Genomic DNA, 19,998 nt, shown 5'->3' on the forward strand with positions numbered 1-19,998 from the left:
TTATTCCTGTTCCATCAGTTTAAAATCAACGCGGGTGCGCATGATCTGGTTATACTCTAACTGCTCGGCTCTTTTTATCAGTTGGTATTGTTCGTTTAAAAAAGCTTCAACTGCCTCTAAGTCGGCACCCGGCAATTGGGTTAAGGCATCAATAAAAGCAATACAATAGCCTCGTACAGGCTCATCGCCAAGGCAAATGCCATAGCCACGCTGTCCGTTAACTATAACCTCACATTCTGTAGTAAGAGCTTCGCCTAAATAAAAATCCTGGAACTCAACCGAGTCTTCGGCCTGGATCATGGTCATGCAGGTTGAGGGGGCTTTGGCAATTGTTATTTCAAAATTACCTTCAATGGAGGCTACGAAATCCCTGAGCGGTTCCAGTTCGCACTCGCATAATATAAAATCCTGTTCTTCCATCGGGCTTAATGATTTGAATCAAAATTAGCCCGCAATTATTTGGGAATAATTAGGGAAGGGATATTGTTTTGTTAGGGGATTGTTAGCCCCGCCGGCGATCCCGTTGTCTGAACTCGAATTAAACGAATTATTAGAATTTATCGAATTTGCCTGGCATTCTGTTAATTCCTTAATTCGTTTAATTCGAGTTCAGACAAACGCGGGCATGCGGCCGTGAGGGACACGGCCGCCAGGGAAAAGTTCATGGTAATCTTCAAATCCTAAAAATCAAGGTTCAGGCTCACACAAACCGCTCATTAAACCTATACCCTACCGATCTTACAGTTTCCACAGCATCCTTATATTCACCTAACTTTTTACGTAAGCCGGCAATCTGCACATCAATGGAGCGTTCGGTAGCAAAGTATTGTGAGCCATTGATCCGTTCAATGATCTGGTTCCGGGAAAATACTTTGCCGGGCTGTTTGGCCAGCAGTTCGAGCAGTTTAAACTCGCCGATGGTAAGTTCAAGCAGTTCATTATTTATATATACTTTATAGCTCACCAGGTTCATGCGGAGCACACCGCATTCTATCGTTTCTTTTACCTCTTTACGGGTGCTGACAACATCTTCTGAGCTTTTGCGGCGCAGAATCTTTTTTACCCGGCTCATCAGCTCGCGCATACGGATGGGTTTGGTTACATAATCTTCGGCGCCTACTTCAAGAGCGGTTACGGCATCTATCTCGTCGTTTTTTCCGGTAAGCATCACCAAGGGGATATCGCGGGTGGAAGGGCTCATTTTAAGGTTACGGCAAAGCTCCAGTCCATCCATTTCTGGCAGCATCCAGTCGGTAACCAGCAGGTCGGTATTATCGGCATTGATATACTTGAGGGCATCAACCGCATTGAAAAACATTTTCACCTCATACCCTTCCTGCACCATGTTATGTTTCAGGATTTCAAGGATATCATAATGATCATCGATAATAACGAGCCTGTGTTTCTTCATACTACATTTTTACCATACGATATTACCTAACATAGTTGAATAAAAGATTAGCCCATTGTTAAATCCTAATAATAAACGGTTGATTTACTGTTAAATTAAACCACACACAACACAAAACAAACCATCTACTAACCATTCACTAATATTTTATGATCGCCGGGAATTTCTTTCAAGAGCTTATTACCATCAACAGTACAACCCGACAACTTTAATTAAAAACTAATCATCAGCTAATAATTGCCGAATGTTGATTGTACAATTTAGATTGCTGATATTGCTGATGTGGAAAATGTTAAAATTATCACCATAAATACATGGAAATGTGATGGTGAATACCGGGTGCGCATGGACATACTTGCCAAACAACTAAAAGACTTAAAACCCCATGTTATAGCCTGCCAGGAATGTTTTTACAGCGAAGAAGCAAATGCCGATACCCTGAAGTTTTTGGCTAAGGAATTAAATATGAATTATTGTTTTTTACCCGGCCGATCCAAGAAACGCCTGTTTGAAGGCCACCTGGTTAACAGTACGTCGGGACTGGGTATATTATCTGTATACCCGCTTACTGAAATCGGCAGCTTTGATTTACCTGTAGTACCAGAGGATAACGACCGTAAGGCTTTCCAGGCGGATGTAACACTTCCATCGGGCGAAACACTTACAATCACTACTACCCATCTTACACATTTGGGTCAGCATAGAGGCCTGAGAAAAGCCCAGGCCGAAGCGCTTGCGGACTTCGTTAGCGAAAACACAGCGCATCAATACCATATTATTTGCGGAGATTTTAATGCTACGCCCGATTCGGAGGCGGTTATGGCTTTCAGGGAGCTATCAAAGGCCGCTGATTGTTATACCGAGGGCAATGGCATCGAACCAAGGTACAGCCTTACCGATGCCTATTATAAGGCTAACAAACAGGTATGTGTTGACCAGATTTTTACTTTGCCCTTGCCCGGCAGCAATAACTACCCGCAGTTTACCAATTCGGCAGTCGTGTTGAACATACTTGATGAAACAAGTGGCCTGTACCCGAGCGACCATTTTGGCATCACAACCACACTTGTAATACCCTAACCGTGAAAACACCTTATGTATTAGCCATCAGTAGTTTTGCGGTGCACGGCACAGCCAGCTTAAAAACGTTTACTACTATTTTGGGCGAACGGATTTTGCCGGTGCCAAGCCTCATGCTTAACGGGCTCACCAACATGGCGCTCATCAAAAAGCTTGATGTACCCTTTGCTGAATTGTTGCAGAGCTCTTTTGACCTGGCCATAAACCGTGAGCTTGAACTGATCTTGTACATTGGCTATTTGGGCAAGGCCGACCAGGTGGACGTTATTATGGAGATGATCAACACCTATCGCCCCATTATAAAAACCATCATTGTTGACCCGGTTTGCGGCGATCACGGACGTACCTATGTACCTGCAGATGTAATAGCCCGCTGGCCCGAGCTCATTAAGCTGGCCGATTGGGTTTTCCCTAACCTTACCGAGATAAAGATCCTTACGAGCCATGAGCCTGAGGGTAACCAACCTGCTATCTTTTATATCGAAACATTCAGGAAACAATACCCGAACACGCAACTGGTAATAACCAGCATTAAAAGCGATGATGATACAATAGGCATACAATATTATAAGGATGATGAGTGTTATAATTATTCGCATCCTTTATTGCCTAAAAACTACGGCGGTACCGGCGACGCTTTTTTAGCAGCATTTATATTGAACCATTTTTATAACCCCATGAGCTTTGACGCGGCCTTAAAAGCAGCTGCCGATCAAACTTACGAACTGATCAAAAACTCCATCGACACCAATTCAAACGATTTGACCCTTTCAACAATAAAGATTTTATCCCCTAACCATGAGTAAGCTATTTTATGTTATCGGCGCATCAGGAGCCGGCAAGGATACCCTGATGAATTACGCCCGCAAGCAGATCAACGGAGCAGAAAATGTAGTATTTGCTCACAGGTATATCACCCGCCCGCCTTTTTCTGGTAATGAGAACCATGTTAGTTTAACCAATGAGGAATTTGCGTTGAGAAGCAAGGCCGGCATGTTCGCTTTGAGCTGGGGAAGCCATGATAAATATTACGGTATAGGCCAGGAAATAAACAGCTGGCTCAATAAAGGCTTTAATGTGGTGGTTAATGGTTCGCGCGAATACCTGCCTGTTGCGCAACGACTTTACCCGGATTTGAAAGTGGTTTTAATAACTGCCAGTACGGAGATTATTGCTCAGCGGTTGGCCGTTCGCGGGCGTGAAGATGCTGAGGAAATAGCCAAACGTATTGCCCGTACTGCCGAGATCAATACCAACCTTGAAAACTGTATCGAAATACAAAACGACGGCGCAGTTGAAATTGCAGGGAGCGAACTGGTAAACCTGATTTCGATAACAGAAAAGCAACTGGCTTAAACCTGTTTTACAAATCCTGATGACCGGATCACATAACCCATTTTTTGATAAAAGGCATGGGCAACTTTCCTGTCGTCGCGGTTGCCACTGTTGATGATCACTGTGTTCAGGCCTTTTTCAACGGCGTAATCCTCACAGGCTTTGATCAGTATTTTACCGATGCCAAGGTTACGTACAGTTTGCTTCACCACAAAGGCAAGTACGCGGAGATATTTGCCATTCTTTTCATAATAATTGCCTTTTACCAGGCCCGCCATGCCTACTATTTCGTCGTTATAAACAGCTAAAATTGTTTTATAATCGTGGTGGATCAGTATTGGCTTCATGCGAGCCTGCATTTCGGCCACTGTGGTTGGATAGCTCAAATCGGTCATGAGCGCGGCTATAGTTTCAATATCGCCCTCCTGGGCATCCCTTAATATTACCTGGTTTAACATTTGATATGGTGATGAAAAACTACTATTGCTTCAATAAGCTGAACACAAAAGTAGCAGAACAAAACTCCGTTTTAATTATTAGCCATTTATTAGCAAGCTGTAAGAAATAATTGGGAATATGGTGATAAAATATACCTAAAAGTGGGTATTTCTGAAAGGTGGCATTAAACGTATGTTTATAAAAAACAAAACGAAGCTTAAAAAAGGGTAAATATTTAACCTAAACCCTATTATATAATTTAGCCATCTGCCTAAACAGCAAGTGGCTTTTTTATTTATATAGATTTTCTGACAGTTGTCGCTACTTATCTTAAGGTGGCGTAATTATAAAACTGCAATCTTCCGGTACCCTGTACACTTATAGTTTTAGTTTCGGTTGCGCCTTGTGCGTTTTTAAGGGTGATGCGTACCTGGTTATCTCCTTTTTGTAAAGGAATGCGGGCATAGGAAATATAGGCAGGTAAACTTTGCCAGTTACGGGTATCGGCTTTTTCGGATAGCAGACTGTAAAGCTGAATGCCATAGCCAAGGCCCTCCAGCAGTCCGTTGGTTTTACCATCGCTTTTTGCTGCGGCACGTATTGAATACTCGGCTATTTTTTTCACCGCAAGGCGCGACAGGATCCCGCCCATTTCTTTTAAGGTTCGTTGCTGCAGGGTTTTAAATGCCAGTTCATTAATATCTTCGGTCTTTACCAACGATTCATCCTGATTGTTTACAGAAATACTCGCGCTTGAATAATAGGGTGTTTGTGCAACGTACTTAGGAAAAGCTACGCGAAGGCTTTCAACCGATTTGGTGTTTACCCTGTTCCTATCTCCATCATAATTAAACGGAACCACTATGCCTCCGGCTGCATCGCTGAAAAACAGATCGCCGTTGCTGTTACGGATCAGGCTAAAAAACAGGTCGACCTGCGTTTTTACCGGCGCAAGGCCATTCTCCCAAAAAAATATCAACTCTCCGCCTTCCGATGGTTTTACAGGCTCGTATTTAATGCCAAAGGTTGTTTCAAACTGATCAGCTTCTGTTGTAAACCCGTTCAGCTTTGCTGTACGGATCACATCTTCCTCTAACCCTACAGGCATTGGAGTGCCGTAATAAGTTTTATCAGGACTTTTAAGATAAATCTCAGCTGCGTTCCGGTATGATATAAATGCGTTATTTACATCGTTGTTGCTTTCATACAACATGCCCTGCAGTGTCAGCGAAAACGCATCGTTTGAATAACGGCTATCTTTATTGTTGTATTTATCACCCTGCTCCTGGGCCTGCAAGGTGATCCGACGGGCCTCTACAATGGCATCCTCGGTTTTATTCAGGTACAAATAGTTAAGCGCTTTATAATAGTGGATCATGAACTTTTCAAAATCCTCGCCTTTGTATTTTTGTGATGCAGAGTTCAACAAAACACCAACCGCAGCATCAGATGCGCTGGTCAAACCTTCGTCAAGTAACTGATCGGCCTGGTTAAAGTAGGTATTGCTGTTTTCGTATTCGCCTTTTAAATGGCAAATCCTCCCCTTCTCCATCAGGTACAGAAGTTTATTTCGGGGTGCCTGAATGAGGCTGTTTTTATCAAGCTCCTTCTCGGCCTGGGGATAGTTCCCGGCAGATACGTTTTTATAATAAGGCGCAACACTTTGATTATAGGTGGAACATGCCGATAAAAAAAGCATCAGCCCGATAAAAGAAAATACCCGGAGAATATGCGAACGTAAGTTGACCATTATTAAATGCAAACTGCCCCGAACACAGACGTAACGGGTTCAGGGCAATGATGTTTACCAGCTTTAGTTTTTAACGTATTTGGCAATTTTCTTTTCGCCTATCCAAACCACTTCATTTGTTTGAATGTTGGTAAGCTCCAGATTTACCTGGTAGTAAACAACTTTTTGACGTTTGTGCGAATCAACAATTGAATTGATTGATCCTTGCAGTATGTAATCGGCACCATTTTCCAGGCCGAATTTCTTCATGCTTGATACAGTGGCATTTGTTTGCTGATCGGCTTTTTCGGCGCGCAATTCATCACGTTTTTTTCCGCCCTGCACCAAACGTACTTTTTGCGATTGGATGAATGAGCTTTCAATATCAGTTAAGAATGTTTCGGCATCAATATGCTCGTGGCTTTTATTTTGAACAAAGCCAACTATAACCACCGGGCGTTTACCCTGATGTTCGTTAAGGTGAGTATCGATCCAGTTAGCACCCAAAATTTTGCCGGTAAGCTCGTCGGCAGCCATTCGTGCATCACTGTTATTCCAGTTGCCGCTAACATCAATAGTTTGATCGGTGCTAACGCGTGTAACCTGCCTTGAACATGAGGCTATAAAAATCCCGGAAACTGCTATTGCAGCAACTGTTAAAATCCTGTTAAATTTCATCTGTAGTATATATTATAAATTATGATATGTTAGATTGAATGCTGCTCAATTTGTTACCAGCCAAAACCGACACCAATGCTGGTGCGGCCTCCCCAGCGGCCACCATAATTGCCGCCCCAACGGTTACCCCAGCCATAGTTTAAAAATGGTGAATAAGAATAACCACCATATAAACCCCATGAAGGCGAGTAATCGTAGTATCCGTTCATGCGTTCCTCATGCCGCCATTCGCGGTTTTGACGACGGCGTTCCAATTTGGCTTCGTACCAGTCGTACGCTTTATAAGTATTTTGTATGGTTGTACCGTGCAGGCTGTTCAGGGTATCAGCACTCCTGAGATACTTTGCCATGCTTTCCATGTAACGGGGATTTTGATCTGCAACCAATGATGCAGTTTGCTGGGCTTTTACGGTGCCGCTAAACAAACCGCCTAAAAGCATCAAGGCCATAATGAAGATATTCTTTTTCATCGCGCTTAATTTAATAAGTAAAGTTACGTAAAATGCACTCCAAATATTACACTGGCATTCAGCATAAACCGTTAAATTATGTTAATCGGGAACTTTTTTACTTAATTATGAATTGCGGGAGGGCCTTACACCTTTTTTAACTATACAAATGGTTATTATTACTGTCACCATAAGTCATGATGGCGCGTCATCATGATATATTTTAATACATTTAAGATCATGAAAAGATCAACCTATACCATACTTATAACAGGCATTGCAGCCATGCTGTTTGCCTTTGCTGCAAATGCTCAAACAACCTCTTTTAGGCCGAAAGATCAGCAACTGTATAATACCATTGCGCATATGGATAGTGTAATGTTTAATGCCTTTAATAGCCGTAATTTGGATGTAATGAAAACACTGTTTGCCACAGATGTTGAATTTTACAACGATGGCAAGGGTATAACTGGCTATGACGCAACCATGACGGGTTTTAAGGGCATCTTTGAAAACAAACAGACTGCCGACCTGCGCCGCGATTTACTTAAAGAAACCCTTGAGGTTTACCCCATGCCCGGCTTCGGCGCTATTGAAATGGGCACCCACCGTTTTACCCATACTGAAAACGGAAAACAGGTTATCGGTTTGATGAAGTTTGTACATGTTTGGCAGTATAAGGATGGGCAGTGGAAGGTAACGAGGGTGGTGAGTGTGGGGCATTGATTTATTGGAACCTCAACAAAAAAATGTCATTTCGATAGAGCATGGGAGGGTATAAGGGATGGGAGCGAAAGAGAAATCTTGTACGCCCAGTAGAGTCGCCCTGCGTATCGTATAAGATTTCTCATCCTTACCCCGCTATTCCCGGCCCTTCAAGGATTCGAAATGACATTTTTTTAAAAGAATCGCACATCCCCATCCTCAAAAAACTTATTCAACCCGCTCCTTCAAAGCGGCTTCCCAACCTATTATTACATTTTTGCGGGTACTTCCCCAATGGTATTGGCCAATTTCACCGGTTGATTTAATTACGCGGTGGCATGGGATCAGGAATGCTACGGGATTGCTGCCCACTGCTGTTCCCACCGCACGGTAAGCGTTTTGGTTACCGGCTTTTTTGGCGAGTGAGGCATAAGTGGTCAAGCCTCCGGCAGGTACTTTTAAGAGTGTTTCCCATACTTTGATCTGGAAATCGGTTCCCTTTAAATGCAGCTTGACCTCATCCAGGCGGCTCCAGTCCTGGGTGAAAATAAACAGGGCATTTTGCTGAAACCTATCAACCAACTGGTTGTATATGGCATTGGGGAAACTTATCTTCAGTTGTTCCAAAGCTTTTTCTTCGCCTTCGTCAACAAAAGCCATGTGGCAAATTCCTTTAGCGGTTGATGCTACAATGACCTTTCCAAAGGGGGTATCGGCAAATGAATAATTGATCTGCAGCAAAGCACCTCCATTTCGATACTCGCCGGGTGTCATACCTTCTACCTTAATAAACAGGTCATGCAACCTGCCACCACCCGAAAGACCGGTTTCCAGTGCGGTATTGAAAACATTGGCATCCTCCTGTTTCAATATTTCCTTGGCATGTTCCACACTTAAATATTGCAGGAACTGCTTAGGGGTTACCCCCGCCCAATCCTTAAACATCCGCTGAAAATGGAAGGGGCTTAAGTTTACATGTTCCGCCACTTCTTCCAGTTTAGGTTGTGCCTTAAAGTTTTCCCGGAAAAAGCCTATTGCGTCGGCTATGCGGGTATAATCTAATTCTTGCTGGGTTTTCATAATGTCTTATTATTAAATAAATTCAATTGTGTTTTTATTCTTTTATAACACAAAATTACCATCCCAAACAACCCTCAACAATCCGATTCTTGCGGAGTTGCTATGCAATATGATCATCAATTATAGTTTTTAATACCACAGCATTGTTTAATGCCAACTCCTTTGAAGAAAACACCAGCGTCACTGTTTTATGCTGTTTTATATAGTCAAGCAGTTCAGGCAATGCCTTAGTTTTATCAATTTCGGCGTAATATTTTTGGCTAAACGCTTCAAACTTTTCCGGCTCATGGTTATACCATTTCCTTAACTCGTTGGATGGCGCAATTTCTTTAAACCACTTGTCGATATGGGCATCCTCTTTTTTTATGCCCCGGGGCCAAAGGCGGTCCACCAAAATCCGGGTGCCGTCGTCTTCGGCGTAAGGCTCATAAACACGTTTAATTTTGAGATCCATTGTATGTATTTATTAAGGTTTAAAACTCCGCAAGAATCGGATTGCATGCCGGTCGCCACAAGTATAATTTTGAAACTATTCAAAATAACAAAATGACTTCGGAACAAACACTTAAAGATCGCATCAAAAACCTAAACTGGGACCAGATCAACCAAACATTACATAATAAGGGTTTTGCCATTGTTAAACAGGTTTTAAGTGAACGAGACTGCGATACATTGATCAGCAATTATGATGCAGACGAATACCGGAAAACCGTTAACATGGAACGCTACAGGTTTGGTTACGGCGAATATAAATATTATAAATACCCGCTGCCTGCCATAATAACCGATTTAAGGGAAACGGTTTACCCAAACATAGCTCCTATCGCAAATAAATGGATGGCAGAACTCAGGATTGATAAACAATTTCCGGATACCCACGAAGAAATGAAACAATTAAGCCATGACGCCGGACAAACCAAACCTACAGCCCTGATATTGCAATATACCGAGGGCGGGTTTAACACTCTGCATCAGGACCTTTATGGCGAAGTATATTTTCCTATACAAATGGTTTTCATGCTCGATCAGCATAACAGCGACTACACCGGCGGAGAGTTTGTGATCACAGAACAGATCCCGCGGGCGCAATCGAAAGTAAATGTACTTAATCCTGACATGGGCGATATGGTTCTATTTACCACAAACTATAGGCCGGTAAAAGGCAGCAAAGGTTATTACAGGGTGAATATGAAGCATGGCGTAAGCCCGGTGCACAGTGGCAAACGGCATAGCCTTGGCATTATATTTCATGATGCACTTTCTTAAACAGATTGATGTAGCTTTAGCTATTATTGTTGAGAATACTGTAAAACAATGCTTCAAAACCGCGTAAACCCATTTGGACAACTCATTAAAACACCTGAGCGAGGTGCCTGGCTCGGTAACCGCGGGGTAATCCATAATGAGCAGAAGGAAATTGTACGTGCCTTTAAGATAAAGGCATGGATAACATGTGTTCTGGAGTTTAGGGGACGTCACCGGGAAATTATGCTGCCCGACCGCTGGACAAAGCTTTTCTTTCTTGACGAGGCCACAGCTTTTTCAGCCGGGCACCGCCCCTGTTTTCAGTGCCGGTATAAAAACCATCAACTATTTAAAGAGTTTTGGTTAAAAGGAAACCCAAAATACGGGTTTAACATGAAAACGCCGGTATCTAAAATAGATGAGATCCTACAGGCCGAACGCATTGCTGCAGATAGATCAAAGGTTACTTATGAAGATGATGTAAAAAGGCTACCCAACGGCACATTCATAATTTATAATGAGCATCCGTATTTGCTCAAAGATGACCGGTTATACCAATGGAGCCCTGCCGGCTATCAAAATGAAATAGCACTGCCTAATGTGGCTGTGCTTCCGGTATTAACTCCCCGGTCGTTTGTTAATATGTTCAACGCGGGATACGTACCGCAAATGAGTATCTAAAGTTTTTTCAATCAGCCGTAATATAATGGATTTGATAATAGCTACTTAGCCTATCGTAATAAGTCCGCTTGCCACGGCGGCCAACTGGAAATATCTTGCGCTCACACTCCAAACTTTCCAATCACACCAAAAAGCATTACCAGAAGATTTTTTTGAGTTGTGAAATTTCACTTGATTAAAGCTAAACCTGATTATTAAATAAAAAGATAGAATATAAATTTTTAGCCAAAAATTCTCCTTATTATTATTTTTGATAACAAATTCACCTCATTTGAAAAACCTACCATTTGATACAATTGATACAGACGCTGATGATATTCAAGCTCTCGAGAATATTTATATTTCGCTAAAAGAAAAATTCTCCGTTGGATTACCTATTGAAATGGACATTCAATTAAATCAATTTGAAATTTTCAGCAACTGTCCTGGTGCAAGTATTGGAGGTACACTCCTAATTAACCACCCTGAAATGGGTTGTTATTTGCTATTTGTTAAAGTTCCTACACATATACAAAATGGACGCGGACCATCCATTAATTATTATAAATATCAGGTTTGGGCATATGTTACTTTGAGAAACGACTTTGGAAGGGTAATTATTAAACGAGAAACGTTTATCGAAAGATTATTGAATACTATACATCCCGTTGAATTGAAATTTGATGACGAACCCTCATTTAATAAAAATTTCAACGTTATTGCCAATGACAAACACAAGGCTTTAGATGCAATGACTCCTGATTTTCGAAATGCTATTAAGAATATCAAACAAAAAAACTTCATTATTGAGATAGTAAATAGTTCTTTGCTAATTGGCTCAATTGAGCTTATTACCCCACAACAGACAATAGAGTTATCTTTGATCGCCAACAATTTATCCACTTTAAAATAAATACCTCTCCGTTTTACATCCATTCCATTCATTAAATCCCCTATGTACTGTTCATCGATACAAAATTTAATATTCGTGCATCGCGGTTGATTTTACGCCATCAAATAATTGGATCAGCGATAAGGTTTTCTACAAAGACAGTAAATGACAGGCACAATTGTACTGTTAATATTTCTAAGCCACTTATCAGCTTCAGAGCATTTAATAACCGCTCATCTAAACTCCATTTTCCTTCTTGTATCGGCTTAATTACAAGTGTTTTTAAACGCATTTCACAACGAAGTCAACTTCAAATTCTCAAATATATCTTGTTAACATATAGCCTATATAATTTTTAAGGATTTTGGCATTGTTCGTTATCGTACGCTGATAGTGCGCCTCAAATATTAATGAAAGCACTGTTAGAAGTTTTATGTGTCGATAGAGTGTTCAATGTTATCGATGAACCTTTATTTTATGTCACTTATTTCTTTGAGATGAGTTTAAAATTGGAGAATTTAACATATGAACGGTGCGACCCATAGGTGCTGTGATAAAGGCCGATCTGTAAAGCACCGCCATTTAACTCAGGTCTTGATACGGGGCTTCCGGGCAAATCAGCCCAATGGATACCGTCGCTGCTGCTCCTGATGTAAAACACATCGCCCGATTTTTGGATTTGTAAGTAGCGGTTATAATTCCAGCCGGTTTGGGTATTGGTTTGCATCCGGTAGCCGGCTTTATAATTGGTGAGCATATTGCCGCAATTCCAGGCCGGGAAAACACTGTTCTGGATCAGGTTTTCGCTGCCTTCAGTGCCGGGTTGTTTGGCTTTCCGTACCATCAAGCCCATATCGCTGTTGCCGGCTACCTTTTTTTCTTTAAGGCCGCTTACATCGGCAACCTCCACTTCGGCCACAAAATCGCCTGAAACATTGCTGTACAAAAATGGGCCGTAAGGCAGATTCCCATCCCAGTTTGAGCCTTTTGACTCCAGTGTAAGCACGTTATCGCTAATAAAAACCTTACCCTCCTGTTTATCGCCTCCACCAATTAAACCGTTCCATATAGTGCCCGCGATACCATCATCGGCAAAGTCTCCGTTAACCGTAAACTGATCTTTAACGACATGAAACAATGCTGATGATGTACTCACAGGCAGTGCCGCCGTTTTTAAACTTATATTACCATAGTTGTCTTTTACCTTAAATGAGTAAGTATAATTTTTATCGGCCGTGAGCCCGTAACTGATATAATGCGGATCAGCCTGCCAGCCACTTGATTTGCTGCTATCTACCTCATTGATAAAATCATATTGAAGATTTGATTGTACTGAAGCATATTCAGGTGCCTGCATCTCAACCATCCCGGGCGTTATAGCTTTAGGAGCGATTTTAAACGTTAACGATCCGGCTACAGGCGGATGATAGTTTTGCTTCCAACCACTGCTCAATTGTTTAACCTCAATTGGTGATAAGCTATGTTTGTACACCACGATATTACCTATCGCGCCCTTAAAGCCATCGCCCAGCAACAAATTACCTGCAAGGCTACCGGCTTTTGCCGAGGTTGAAATCAACACACCATCTACATATTGTTTAGCTTTACTTCCGATTACTGTTTTGATGATATAGTGCCATTGTCCTTCACCTAAATATTTACCGGCATTGATGAAAGGCTCTTTCGACGATTGTGATTTCAGTATCGAACCGTTTTTCGTTACTCCATTTTGATACACACTTAAAGCGATACTGTATCCTTCTTTGCTATTCACAGCAAGATCATTATTAAATATAAGAGGGCTTTTCCCGTTAAAGTTAACGGCTATTTTACCTGCAATGTCGGCTACTTCGGCACCCTTTGTATCTACAGGTAGAAATGCTCCACCTGCATCTCCGTTATTGATCCATTTCTGAAGTGGTCCGTAGTTGAGTTTTGAAGCGTCGAGGTAAATAACAATGTCTGATTTTGCGGGGTGTAAAGCCCATTGTTTTATTACACTATCAGCCAATGGCCTATCGTAAATTCTGAGGGAGGAGATAGCACCCGAAAAATATGCCGAGCGGTTTGTTTTAGCACTGATGATAAACTTATCTGCACGCTGCAAAAAAAGCATCTTATTTTCGGTATTGTTCAGTTCGCCATCAACAAATAATTTTTCAAACGAGCCATCAAATGTAACAACTACCTGGTGCCATTTCCCGGCAGCGGGCATTGTTTTATATTGAAAATCAGAAACACCAAAATGCTGTACCGCTCCCGCCGTGCGGTTACTACCGAAACCAAAAGTAGCGCTGCGATGATCTGATTCGCCGTCTGTCCAGCTCAATATTGGGTTTTCATCTTTAATCTGATCAGCATAAACTTCATATGATACCGTATAGCTGTTATTACCCGCAAGCGAGCGGGGCACCGCAACTGATGATTCAAGCGCTTGTGTACCATTAAATACCAATGCCTTTTTGCCGGCGATGATATCGACAACCGGAGGTTTGCCTGTTGCTATAAAATTGCCGCTCAATGCCCCGTTATTAGTCCATTGGTTTACTGCTTCGCCAGCCTGGAAGTTAGCGGCATCCAGGTTTACTAATAAGCCATCTTTCCCTTCCTTAACAGTTTTTTCAATTTCGGGGGAGATAGTTTTGGATAATTCTTCTTTGTTTGCATATGCGATGGTTTCGGTTACTACCCGTTCACCATAAACTTTTACATTCCAAACCGCCTTATACAAACCGGGATATTCTGTCCCAGTAATCGTTAACCGGATGAACCGCGCTTTAGCATTCCCTGAATCTATAATCGGCGAGCCGTGCTGTGTATTTCCTCTCCTGTCAGAAAATACCTGCCAGCTTTTTCCATCTACCGATGATTCTATCAGGTATTGGTAATACCAGGTGGAATATTCAAACTGGGTTAATACCTGTTGTACTGTTTTTACAGTTCCCAAATCAATGGTAAGCCATGCAGGGTTAGTTCCATTATCAGCAGGTTTCCATAGCGTGCCATTATTGTTATCCACCGCAAAGGATGGTTTATAGCTCTCATTATAAAAAGAAGACGCAGTTACCTTTTCCTGATAGGCCTCATCAGGGGCGTTAATGGTACTTTTCCCTAACAAACCTACGCCAAGATGTGTTGGGATGATCTTCTCAATATCACCATCCGCATCAAATATGATCTTATCCGCGCAAACCTGCCGGTGATAGCCCCCGTTGGAATGTGGGTTGTTATGCCGGTGATATACCATGTAAAAATCATCCCCAACCTGCACTACCGACTCATGCCCCGGTCCGTGGATAGTTCCATCACTATTAGTACTCAACACCGGGTTATTTTTGCCAAACTCAAATGGCCCCATTGGCCCGGTTTTGCTGATCGCATATTGCACCCGGTAGGTAGAGTCTTCGCAAAGACCAGATGAGTAGGTGAAATAATAGATGCCTTTCCGTTTAAACATGAAAGGTGCTTCAAAAAAATCTTTGGCGATAGTATTGGGGATCTTTGCTGTTTTGGCGAAGGTGTGCATATCCGGGTTCAACAAACCAACGCCGCAGCCATGATCAGGATAGATGCCCCAGGTACCCCAAAACATATAAATTTTACCGTCGTCATCTTTAAAAGTTTGCCCATCCAGCGTAATCACCCCGGGAATAAAATAATTGGGGATCATTGATTTGCCATCGGGTAACAAAGGCGTCCAGGGTCCTGTTGGGCTTGCCGAAGATGCACCATAAATATCAACCGGCTGGCAGTAGTACATGTAATATTTACCATCATTACCATTAATTACATCGGGAGCCCAATAGTAATTGGAGGTAGGCCAGTTCATATCATGCATGGTCCAGTTCACAAAATCTTTGGATGTCCATACCTGTGATGGGCCATGCCCGCCGCCGTTACCATCGGTAGTTGCGTAAATGTAATAGGTATCGCCAAATTTCCTCACGGTTGGATCAGCAAAGTAACCGGGGATAATGGGATTGCCATTGCCCGGAGCTGTGGCCGACTGTTGCTGCGCATAGCCGGTTAATGCTGCTATGCATAAACACCATGAAAGAAATATCGTTAGCTGAAATTTACTCATTTACTACTCTGCCTAATATGATTTAATTATGCGCCAATTCATCTGTATTCCTTGCAGGCGGCTCGGCGTTAAGCAGGTGCTTTACAAAAAAGTCGCGTTTCTTTTTACGGCCGTACGGACCGCCGTCGCTATGGCCCATACCGGGTACCACCAGCAGATCAAACATTTTATTGCTTTTGATCAGCGCATCTGCAAAACGGAAAGTTGATTCGGGCGGCACATTGTTATCGGCCTCGCCTACAATCAGCATCAGGTCACCCTGCAATTTACCGGCATTAGTAATATTTGATTGCTGCTCATAGTGTGGCCCAACGGGGTAGCCCATCCATTGCTCGTTCCACCATTGTTTATCTATCCGGTTATCATGACAACCGCAGGCGGATACCGCCGCTTTATAAAATTCAGGGTGAAACAGCAATGCACCTGCCGAGTTCTGTCCGCCGGCCGATGTGCCGTAAACCCCTATCCTACTGATATCAACCTGCGGATATTTGGCGGCAAGCGCCTGCATCCATAAGATACGATCGGCAAAGCCGGCATCGGCAAGGTTATGCCAGCATACATCATGAAATGCTTTTGAGCGGTTAGCCGTACCCATACCATCCATCTGCACCACAATAAAACCCAGTTGGGCTATGCTTTGCATCTCGTTAACAACCGAAAAACTTTTGGGCACAAATGAATCCTGCGGACCGGCATAAATATTTTCAATTACCGGATAACTTTTGTTAGGGTCCATATTGGCAGGACGGTAAACCACACCCCAGATATCCGTTTTACCATCCCTCGCTTTGGCGACAAAAACCTCGGGGAGTTTTACACCGGTAGCTAAAAGACCTGTCAAATCAGTGTGCTCCAGCGTCATTACCGTTTTCAGATCGGCGGTGTTTTTAAGCAGCACTTTAGGAGCGATGTTAACTTCAGAATAAGTATCGATGTAATATTTCCTGTCGGGCGAGAAGGCTATGCTGTGGTTGCCTTTTTCGGGCGTAAGGTCGGTAAGGTTTTTACCATCAAAGCCTATGCGGTAATAGTGCATAAAGTAAGGGTCTTCTCCTTCGTTTTTACCGCTTCCTTTAAACCAGATCTGTCTTTTTTTAACATCAACACTATCAACATCGCGCACTACCCAATCGCCTTTGGTTACCAGTTTTTCTTTACCGGTTAGTTCATCAACAAGGTAAATATGACGCCATCCGTCTTTTTCGGTTACCCAGACTATCTCGTGTGTTTTAGCGCTGTAATACGTGTAGATCCTTTGCTCGTAAATAAAAGTATTTGTTTTTTCATCGATGATGTTACGGGTTTTACCGTTGTTAATATCTACCTCAATAACCCTGAAACGCTGGTGACCACGATCTGCCTTTTCATAAGTAAAATAGCGGCTGTTACCATCGCGCCAATGTAATTGCGGTGCACCAAAAAAGTCGATCTTTTCGGCATCGGTTTTTATAGCGCTTTTATCGGCGATATTAAAGATATACTGTTGGTATGAAGTAAACTCATCACCCGGTTGATCATATTCATGCGATTTCAGTACCGCACGCGTAGTACCCGGTACCGAGCTCAGCAGGTAATAAACCTCTTTTGTCTTTTTAGGATCGATGCGGTAACCGACCAGGTGCTTACTATCCGGCGACCAGGTAAGTTCGCCGTAAGGCTTATCTAAATTGCCATCCGTAGTTAATTTGATCTCGGTTGAACCTTTCAACGATTTAACAATGATATTACCACCTTTTACAAAAGCCGCCCATTGTTTATCCGGCGAAACTGAGTCGGCAGCCGAACCTTCCCAACGATAATGGCGTACCTGCAAGGGTCTATCTGTGTCATAACTTTGGTGTATGGTATCGGTAGTTTTACTGCATTGAAGCGTGGCCAGATCGCACTTAAGCCAGGTATTGCTTGTTTTAAAAGTGGCCTGCTTTTTATCGGCACTAAAAAACATATCTTCAATCCGGAAGCCGCCATCTTTTACGGTTTTACCCGTTGCTTTGCTTACCTCAGCAGCCAGTTGCCCGCTTTCAAAAATGGTTTTCTTTGTTCCTTTTTCAGGCTCAACAATTATGTAAGCTGTTTGATTATTTGCAATTCTTTTACTGTACCAAAATTGGTTACTGCCGGCCTGCCAGTTGGGCTTTACGTTAGTAACGTACGGAACCTTTTTTAATGCTGAATCAAGCGCGTCGGCTGCTTTATAGTTTTGCAGCACATCCGCATGGGTGGGATAATAAGGTGTAACTGTTGTTTGTTGTGCATTGGCTAATTTGCCCGCGGCTGCTAAAAAAACAGTTAACAGTAAATATTGGTGGTACCTTGCCATAAGTTATAGTGTTGCGTAAAAGTACCCAACATTGGCCAAATGATGTTTCCATAAATTAACACATCATAGCAGGCATTTAGCAAAACAAAGCAAATTGGTATGACGCATAGTTGACTCACCCGGTCTGCGCTACGCTGGACCACCCTCTCTTCGCCTTTGGCGGAAAGAGGGTAAAGGAAAAAAGATAAAAATCCCCTCTTTACGCTTGCGTAGAGAGGGGTGACAAGCGCAGCGATGTCGGGGTGAGTCGATACGGCGGTTATTTCTTTACTTATACTTTTTCATGGACTATTAGTGGAAAGAGCAGGGGTGTGTCTATACGATTATCTTATCAGAGCAGAAACACACCCCTCCGCCCCTCTCAAGAGGGGAATCGCACAATCCCACACCTTTTATTCACTCTATCCTCTTAACGCCTCAATTTCCTGGCGTGTTTTAGGCAGGTACTTACCCAATAGCTGGCTGCCGGTGTCGGTTATTAAAAAGTTATCCTCAATACGGATGCCGCCGAAATCACGATAGGTGTTCAGCACATCGTAATTAATAAACTCGGTAAATTTCTTTTCAGCCTGCCAGCGGTCTATCAGCTCGGGGATAATATAGATGCCCGGCTCAACAGTAAGCACATAACCTGCTTCCAGTTCGCGGCCCAGTCTTAAGGATTTTAAGCCGAAAACGGTTTCCTTTTTCAGCGTATCGGTATAACCAACGTATTGCTCACCCAGGTCTTCCATATCATGGGTATCCATGCCCAGCATGTGGCCTAAGCCGCATTGAAAAAACATAGCATGGGCACCAGCAGCAACGGCTTCTGCAGGGTCACCTTTCATCAGGTTTACTTGTTTAAGGCCCTCAGCCAGTTTTTGACAAGCTTGGATATGCACATCTTTGTACCGTACGCCAGGTTTTAGCATACTGATGGCATGATCCATCGAATTTAACACCACATCATATAACTCCCTTTGGCGGGTGCTGAACTGCTTACCAACCGGGAAAGTACGGGTCAAATCGCCGCCATAATGCATGGCATTTTCGGCACCGATATCGCTTAAAACCATATCGCCATCTTCCAAAACATTACCGTAATAATGCGTGTGCAGGGTTTGGCCATGTTTAGTGATGATAGCCGGGTAACCCAAACGTGAGTCGTTAGCAATCGCCACTTCATGCGCTTTGGCAACCAACTCGTATTCCCTGATACCGGGGCGGGCGTATTTCATAACTGCCAATTCCATATCAACGCTGATGGATACAGCCTTTTCTATTTCGGCAACCTCCAGCGGGGTTTTGATCACTCTTTGAGCTATCACAGCTTTTACCAACTGCAATGAAACGCGACCGGCAACATCTTCCAGGCTGGTGTTTAACCATTCGGCCAGTTTAATTTTGTTTTCCGGGCGATAAGGCGGCAGGATATGAACCTGGCGACTACCGGTAACTGCTTTGTGGATGTAATGCTTAATTTCGGCATAAGGCCTGGTTTGTGAAACGCCAACCAGTGCAGCCATTTCACCAACCGATGGCAGTGTACCTGTCCAGATGATATCATCAATGGTGAGATCGTTACCCAAGATCACCTCTTCGCCTGTATCCGTATCAATAATGGCAGCCAAACCGGCTACATCAAGCCCGAAGTAATATAGAAAGCTACTATCCTGCCTAAAGAGGTAGGCATTGTCTTTATAGTTCATGCTGCTATCCTCGTTCCCTAACAAAACGATGATGCCATTACTGCCCATGCTTTGCTTTAAAACATTGCGGCGCTGTACGTAAACCTGCTGATCAAAAAGTTGAAGTTTCATAACACAAAATTAAACATGCCGGCAACTTAAGGCTGCCGGCATGTGCAAGTATAATTGAAATTTGATTATCTGTTGACGTTTAACGCC

General features: G+C 42.9%; 18 protein-coding genes. 7 read left to right on the plus strand and 11 right to left on the minus strand.

What is annotated here, in order from left to right:
- Together AC1DUD_RS06745 and AC1DUD_RS06750 are read right to left on the minus strand one after the other, a co-directional pair.
- A complete protein-coding gene (locus AC1DUD_RS06745; protein ID WP_477372877.1) occupies positions 1-420 on the minus strand; it encodes a phosphonate C-P lyase system protein PhnG in 420 nt (139 codons plus the stop codon).
- A 280-nt stretch (positions 421-700) separates the two neighbouring features.
- On the minus strand, positions 701-1,411 hold the full coding sequence (locus tag AC1DUD_RS06750; RefSeq protein WP_477372879.1) for a response regulator: 711 nt from the start codon (positions 1,409-1,411) through the stop codon (positions 701-703).
- Positions 1,412-1,693: 282 nt separating this feature from the next.
- Between AC1DUD_RS06750 and AC1DUD_RS06755 the strand changes: the two genes are divergently transcribed.
- The 3 genes from AC1DUD_RS06755 to phnN are packed head-to-tail and all read left to right on the plus strand — an operon-like array spanning position 1,694 to position 3,847.
- Positions 1,694-2,491, plus strand: a complete 798-nt coding sequence (locus AC1DUD_RS06755) for an endonuclease/exonuclease/phosphatase family protein (protein ID WP_477372881.1) — start codon at positions 1,694-1,696, stop codon at positions 2,489-2,491.
- A 2-nt stretch (positions 2,492-2,493) separates the two neighbouring features.
- Positions 2,494-3,297: a bifunctional hydroxymethylpyrimidine kinase/phosphomethylpyrimidine kinase gene (locus tag AC1DUD_RS06760; protein WP_477372883.1), complete on the plus strand. Its 804-nt coding sequence runs from the start codon at positions 2,494-2,496 to the stop codon at positions 3,295-3,297.
- Complete coding sequence (phnN, locus tag AC1DUD_RS06765) at positions 3,290-3,847, plus strand: phosphonate metabolism protein/1,5-bisphosphokinase (PRPP-forming) PhnN (protein WP_477372885.1); 558 nt, start codon at positions 3,290-3,292, stop codon at positions 3,845-3,847. The genes AC1DUD_RS06760 and phnN overlap by 8 nt, the downstream gene beginning before the upstream one ends.
- On the opposite strand, the gene AC1DUD_RS06770 is transcribed toward phnN, so the two are convergent.
- The 4 genes from AC1DUD_RS06770 to AC1DUD_RS06785 all read right to left on the minus strand — a co-directional run bounded on the left by AC1DUD_RS06770 (position 3,844) and on the right by AC1DUD_RS06785 (position 7,141).
- Positions 3,844-4,284, minus strand: coding sequence for an N-acetyltransferase family protein (locus AC1DUD_RS06770; protein ID WP_477372887.1), 441 nt, complete (start codon positions 4,282-4,284; stop codon positions 3,844-3,846). The two genes, phnN and AC1DUD_RS06770, sit on opposite strands and share 4 nt — an antisense overlap.
- Before the next feature lie 305 nt (positions 4,285-4,589).
- Positions 4,590-6,014 (minus strand): COG3014 family protein, encoded by a 1,425-nt coding sequence (locus AC1DUD_RS06775; RefSeq protein ID WP_477372889.1) that lies wholly within the window; start codon positions 6,012-6,014, stop codon positions 4,590-4,592.
- Positions 6,015-6,077: 63 nt separating this feature from the next.
- The gene (locus tag AC1DUD_RS06780; protein WP_090533063.1) at positions 6,078-6,671 is read right to left on the minus strand and encodes a penicillin-binding protein activator LpoB; all 594 of its coding nucleotides are present in this window, start codon (positions 6,669-6,671) and stop codon (positions 6,078-6,080) included.
- A gap of 53 nt (positions 6,672-6,724) precedes the next feature.
- Positions 6,725-7,141, minus strand: coding sequence for a hypothetical protein (locus tag AC1DUD_RS06785; protein WP_477372891.1), 417 nt, complete (start codon positions 7,139-7,141; stop codon positions 6,725-6,727).
- Between the two features lie 219 nt (positions 7,142-7,360).
- Between AC1DUD_RS06785 and AC1DUD_RS06790 the strand changes: the two genes are divergently transcribed.
- Positions 7,361-7,846, plus strand: a complete 486-nt coding sequence (locus tag AC1DUD_RS06790; RefSeq protein WP_477372893.1) for a nuclear transport factor 2 family protein — start codon at positions 7,361-7,363, stop codon at positions 7,844-7,846.
- A 207-nt stretch (positions 7,847-8,053) separates the two neighbouring features.
- Here AC1DUD_RS06790 and AC1DUD_RS06795 read toward each other — a convergent pair whose 3' ends face one another.
- Complete coding sequence (locus AC1DUD_RS06795; RefSeq protein ID WP_477372895.1) at positions 8,054-8,905, minus strand: methylated-DNA--[protein]-cysteine S-methyltransferase; 852 nt, start codon at positions 8,903-8,905, stop codon at positions 8,054-8,056.
- Between the two features lie 100 nt (positions 8,906-9,005).
- Entirely contained in the window at positions 9,006-9,359 is a 354-nt protein-coding gene (locus tag AC1DUD_RS06800; protein WP_477372897.1) for a DUF488 domain-containing protein, read from the minus strand.
- A 92-nt stretch (positions 9,360-9,451) separates the two neighbouring features.
- On the opposite strand from AC1DUD_RS06800, the gene AC1DUD_RS06805 reads away from it, so the two are divergent.
- The 3 genes from AC1DUD_RS06805 (at position 9,452) to AC1DUD_RS06815 (ending at position 11,723) form a co-directional block, all read left to right on the plus strand.
- On the plus strand, positions 9,452-10,171 hold the full coding sequence (locus AC1DUD_RS06805; protein WP_477372899.1) for a 2OG-Fe(II) oxygenase: 720 nt from the start codon (positions 9,452-9,454) through the stop codon (positions 10,169-10,171).
- A gap of 48 nt (positions 10,172-10,219) precedes the next feature.
- Positions 10,220-10,831: a hypothetical protein gene (locus tag AC1DUD_RS06810; protein ID WP_477372901.1), complete on the plus strand. Its 612-nt coding sequence runs from the start codon at positions 10,220-10,222 to the stop codon at positions 10,829-10,831.
- Positions 10,832-11,102: 271 nt separating this feature from the next.
- The gene (locus AC1DUD_RS06815; protein ID WP_477372903.1) at positions 11,103-11,723 is read left to right on the plus strand and encodes a hypothetical protein; all 621 of its coding nucleotides are present in this window, start codon (positions 11,103-11,105) and stop codon (positions 11,721-11,723) included.
- A gap of 463 nt (positions 11,724-12,186) precedes the next feature.
- Here the strand turns inward: AC1DUD_RS06815 and AC1DUD_RS06820 are convergent, their stop codons facing one another.
- The 3 genes from AC1DUD_RS06820 to AC1DUD_RS06830 all read right to left on the minus strand — a co-directional run bounded on the left by AC1DUD_RS06820 (position 12,187) and on the right by AC1DUD_RS06830 (position 19,911).
- Positions 12,187-15,786 carry a family 43 glycosylhydrolase gene (locus AC1DUD_RS06820; protein ID WP_477372905.1) on the minus strand — a complete coding sequence of 1,200 codons (3,600 nt, stop codon included), beginning with the start codon at positions 15,784-15,786 and terminating at the stop codon, positions 12,187-12,189.
- A 22-nt stretch (positions 15,787-15,808) separates the two neighbouring features.
- Positions 15,809-18,109 carry a S9 family peptidase gene (locus AC1DUD_RS06825; protein ID WP_477372907.1) on the minus strand — a complete coding sequence of 767 codons (2,301 nt, stop codon included), beginning with the start codon at positions 18,107-18,109 and terminating at the stop codon, positions 15,809-15,811.
- Positions 18,110-18,510: 401 nt separating this feature from the next.
- Complete coding sequence (locus tag AC1DUD_RS06830) at positions 18,511-19,911, minus strand: aminopeptidase P family protein (RefSeq protein WP_477372909.1); 1,401 nt, start codon at positions 19,909-19,911, stop codon at positions 18,511-18,513.
- Between the last annotated feature and the right edge of the window lie 87 nt (positions 19,912-19,998).

It is taken from the genome of Mucilaginibacter sp. P4_A11 (genome assembly GCF_056402535.1).